The following is a 3977-nucleotide window of genomic DNA, read 5'->3' as shown; positions in this document are numbered from 1 at the left end:
ATGTGAGCGATTGCTTCAGAATCGTTCCACTTGAGGTTGCTTGGGTTTATCGCAGGCGCACTGCCCGGCATCATGTTGATGCTGTTGTTTGTCGGTTACACCACCATCTGGGCCATGTTTAACAAAGATGGGGTTCCGCAACACACCAGTGAAGATATTTCTTGGTCTGTTCGCTTTAAGTCGCTAAAGAAACTGCTACCGATTGTCATTTTGATCGGCTTTGTACTTGGCTCAATATACGGCGGTTTTACCACCCCAACCGAAGCGGCAGCACTGGGTGTATTTGGCGCCATGGTGTTAGCGGCATTAACCGGCTCCCTCACCAAAAAAAGCTTTATAGATAGCTTGCTAGGCGCAGTGAAAAGCGCATGTATGATCGGGTTTATCTTAGTTGGCGCACACTTTCTGACGCTGGCAATGGGCTTTTTAGGTATTCCACGCGCATTGGCTGAATGGATTGCGGCCATGTCGTTATCCCCGTTTGAGCTGCTGCTTTATCTCACCATTTTATTTGTGGTGCTGGGCTGCTTTTTAGATGGCATTTCCGTGGTGGTATTAACGGTCGCTGTTGTCATGCCGATGGTGCAACAAGCCGGTATCGATCTGCTTTGGTTTGGTATCTTTATCGTTCTGGTGGTGGAGCTGTCGCAAATCACCCCGCCCGTTGGTTTCAATTTGTTTGTTATTCAGGCACTCACCGGCAAAAACATACTGTATGTCGCACGGGCTGCTTTTCCGTTTTTTATGCTGATCTTATTAGGGTTAGTGTTGATTTCGGTGTTCCCGGAAATTGTGACCTATTTGCCTACCACCATGAGTCAACGGTAGCGGCTGACAAAAAGAAATGGCCTAAAAGGTAGGCCATTTCAATAAAAAAAAGCAGCGAACAACAAGGAGAGTTCATAAATGAAACTTAATTGCGACATGGGTGAAAGCTTTGGCGCATGGACAATGGGCAAAGACGCCGAAGTCATGCCTTGCATCGACATGGCGAGTATTGCTTGTGGCTTTCACGCGTCTGATCCCGTGATCATGCGCAATACTGTTGCCCTCGCACGCGAACATGGCGTGTCGATTGGTGCGCATCCGAGTTATCCCGATTTACTGGGATTTGGTCGCCGTAAGTTTGATTGCACCGACGAAGAGCTTTACGCATGGTTGGGCTACCAGCTAGGCGCACTCAAGGGTATTTGTCGCCAGCAATGTGCCATCGTGGATTACGTGAAACCCCATGGTGCGCTCTACAACACCATGATGAAAGACATGAAAGTACTACGCACGGTCATGCGCGCCGTGAAAGATACTGCGCCCGGTTGTCCCCTGGTCGTCATGGCCATTCCTCATCGTGACACCATCAATAATCTGGCAGAAGAGATTGGCATTGAACTGCTGTTCGAAGCCTTTTCAGACCGCGCCTATGACGATGAAGGCTTTCTCGTTGATCGTCGCATTGAAGGTGCGGTGCATGGCAGTGCAGAAGCGATTCTTCGACAAGTGCAACAAATCACCGAACAGGGCACTGTCACCACCTTAAGCGGCAAAACCCTCAAGGTCGATGCTGACACACTCTGTATTCATGGCGATGGCCCTCACGCGTCTGCGGTTGCTCAGGCATTGGGGCTATGGAGGGCAAATGGCAAGAATTGAGGCCGTCAATGAACAGACATTGATTGTGTATTTAGGCGATAAGATTGATGAAGCTGTGGCAGCAGAAGTGAACCATGCCATTTTTCAAATCCAACATGCGCTTGGCAATTTAATCACCGATATCATCCCCTCTTATCACTCGATATTGGTGAGCTTTGATCTCAGCCGAACGGACAGATTCGACATCATCAAACGCATCAAACAGGCCTTAGCCACCCATACGGAGGCCGTGAGTAATGACAGCGACAACGTGATTGTCGAAATCCCGGTCTATTACGGTGAAGACGTCGCATTAGACATGGCGGATGTGTGCAGCAAAACCGGATTAACTGCCGATGCAGTCGTCAAATTGCACAGTGAACGGGAATACCGCGTCTATGCCATTGGTTTTAGCCCCGGCTTTGCTTATCTCGGCAGTGTGGATGACGCCATTGTGATGCCACGAAAATCGACGCCACGGCTGAAAGTACCGACAGGAAGTGTGGGACTTGCCGACAACCAAACGGCTATTTACCCCAGTAGTACACCGGGCGGCTGGCAGATCATAGGACGAACGCCGCTAAACATGATCGACTGGGACAGTGAAACTCTCGCTCGCGTGAATGTGGGTAACCGCGTGAAATTTCACCCGATAGATAGAGATGCATTTATCCAACTTGGAGGGGTACTAGATGAGTTTTGACGTGGTCAATCCGGGTATACTGACCCTGCTTGAAGACAGCGGCCGTATAGGCTTTCAACACTTGGGGATCACCACGGGTGGTCCAATGGATGAACACGCTTTTTACTGGGCTAACCGTCTACTCAATAACCCGCCTGGCACTAACCAGTTGGAGATCACCTTCGGTCAGCTTCAGCTCAACGTAAATGCAGCGACCTGCATTGCGATCACAGGCGCAGACTTGTCAGCGCGTATTAACGACAAACCCGTTCGAAGTTGGTGTTCCTACGCCGTGAAAAAAGGCGACACCATCGAATTTGGTACACCCAAACAGGGACTACGTGCTTATTTGGCCGTGAAAGGCGGGTTTGAATGTGAAGAAAAGCTCGGCAGTGTCGCCACCGTAAAGCGCGAAAAAATCGGCGGTCTTAACGGCAATGGCGAACCACTCAAACAAGGCGATGTATTACGTTTCACACCGCACGTAAACGTGATCGATCAACGCGCGCCAAAGTGGACGATTCCCCATTACGATGCGCCATTAGAACTTGGGGTCATGCCCGCCTATCAAAACGCATCGTTTTCTCACGATGAACAGATGACTTTTTTCACCAGTGCGTATGAAGTGAGCCAGAACATCGACAGAATGGGATATCGCCTGTCGGGTGCGCCCATCAAAAGTCGCCTTGATGGCATCATTTCAGAGGGCATCGCGTTTGGCGCGATTCAGATACCCAATGATGGCCAACCTATTGTCTTGATGAAAGACAGACAGACCATCGGCGGCTACCCAAAAATTGGTTGTCTTAGCAGCTTGGGGGCAGGCCAGCTTTCGCAGCGCAGTCCGGGACAAAGCGTGAGCTTTTCACCCATGGACGTCGCTGATGCCGAAGTCGAACGGCGGTTATTTAATCGCGTGATTTTTGGGTAAAATTTCATTGGCGTAGCAAGTGTTGAATGCGCTACGCTTCCTTCCAATCCAAGCTCAATTAAAGCCTTTCAAACATGAATTTCATCATCAGAAACGTTCTATCTTCGGATGCAAAAGGCATCACCGAAATCATTAACCCTATCGTTGAAGGTGGTCAGTTCACTATCCTCGTCGCCACTTTTTCTGTGTCTGACCAAGGTTTTTTCATTCAGTATTTCCCCGTGAACGGGGTTTTTCTTGTCGCTGAAGATGAAACGTCGTCAACGCTCATTGGCTATCAAACGGTTGAGCCTTTCGCCAGTTACACTCGTGCACTCGACCATGTCGGCATCATCACGACTTATGTGGCAGAAAATTATCGTCAGCAAGGCGTGTCTTCAGCACTTTTCGCCGCGACATTAGAAACCGCAAAAGCCCGTGGTTTTGAAAAGCTGATCGCCCAAGTCCGTGGCGATAATGAACCTGCTTTAACAACCTACTTAAAGCAAGGATTTGAAGTCGCCGGAACAGCGAAGAAACATGCCAAGATTAATGGCCAATATATCGATGAAGTGATGCTGGAAAAGTTTCTCTAACATTAAGAGGGTAAACACACTTTGCCAGCTTAATATCCGATATGTGAATAATGCTTAACGAGTATTAGTGACTAGGCTGGTAACTCCGGCCTTTTATCCTCCAGCGACCTAAATTGAATGTGAGCGATTGCTTCAGAATCGTTCCACTTGAGGTTGCTTGGGT

General features: G+C 49.0%; 4 protein-coding genes and 1 pseudogene. All 5 read left to right on the top strand.

Translation table 11 applies throughout. From position 1 onward, the window contains the following. Positions 1 to 45 precede the first annotated feature (45 nt). Positions 46 to 828: pseudogene (locus A1OO_RS01595) on the top strand (TRAP transporter large permease subunit); the annotation flags it as partial. A gap of 78 nt (positions 829 to 906) precedes the next feature. Next, on the top strand, positions 907 to 1647 hold the full coding sequence (locus A1OO_RS01590; protein WP_017004532.1) for a 5-oxoprolinase subunit PxpA: 741 nt from the start codon (positions 907 to 909) through the stop codon (positions 1645 to 1647). Then, positions 1634 to 2329 (top strand): 5-oxoprolinase subunit PxpB, encoded by a 696-nt coding sequence (gene pxpB / locus A1OO_RS01585; RefSeq protein WP_017004531.1) that lies wholly within the window; start codon positions 1634 to 1636, stop codon positions 2327 to 2329. The genes A1OO_RS01590 and pxpB overlap by 14 nt, the downstream gene beginning before the upstream one ends. Continuing rightward, on the top strand, positions 2319 to 3239 hold the full coding sequence (locus A1OO_RS01580) for a biotin-dependent carboxyltransferase family protein (RefSeq protein WP_016962402.1): 921 nt from the start codon (positions 2319 to 2321) through the stop codon (positions 3237 to 3239). The genes pxpB and A1OO_RS01580 overlap by 11 nt, the downstream gene beginning before the upstream one ends. A gap of 74 nt (positions 3240 to 3313) precedes the next feature. Further along, on the top strand, positions 3314 to 3814 hold the full coding sequence (locus A1OO_RS01575; RefSeq protein WP_017004530.1) for a GNAT family N-acetyltransferase: 501 nt from the start codon (positions 3314 to 3316) through the stop codon (positions 3812 to 3814). Positions 3815 to 3977: the final 163 nt, after the last annotated feature.

The sequence above is a fragment of the Enterovibrio norvegicus FF-33 genome, assembly GCF_000286835.2.
GTDB lineage: Bacteria > Pseudomonadota > Gammaproteobacteria > Enterobacterales > Vibrionaceae > Enterovibrio > Enterovibrio norvegicus_A.
The sequence above is the reverse complement of the archived record's forward strand: the minus strand, read 5'-3'. Positions and strand labels throughout refer to the sequence as shown.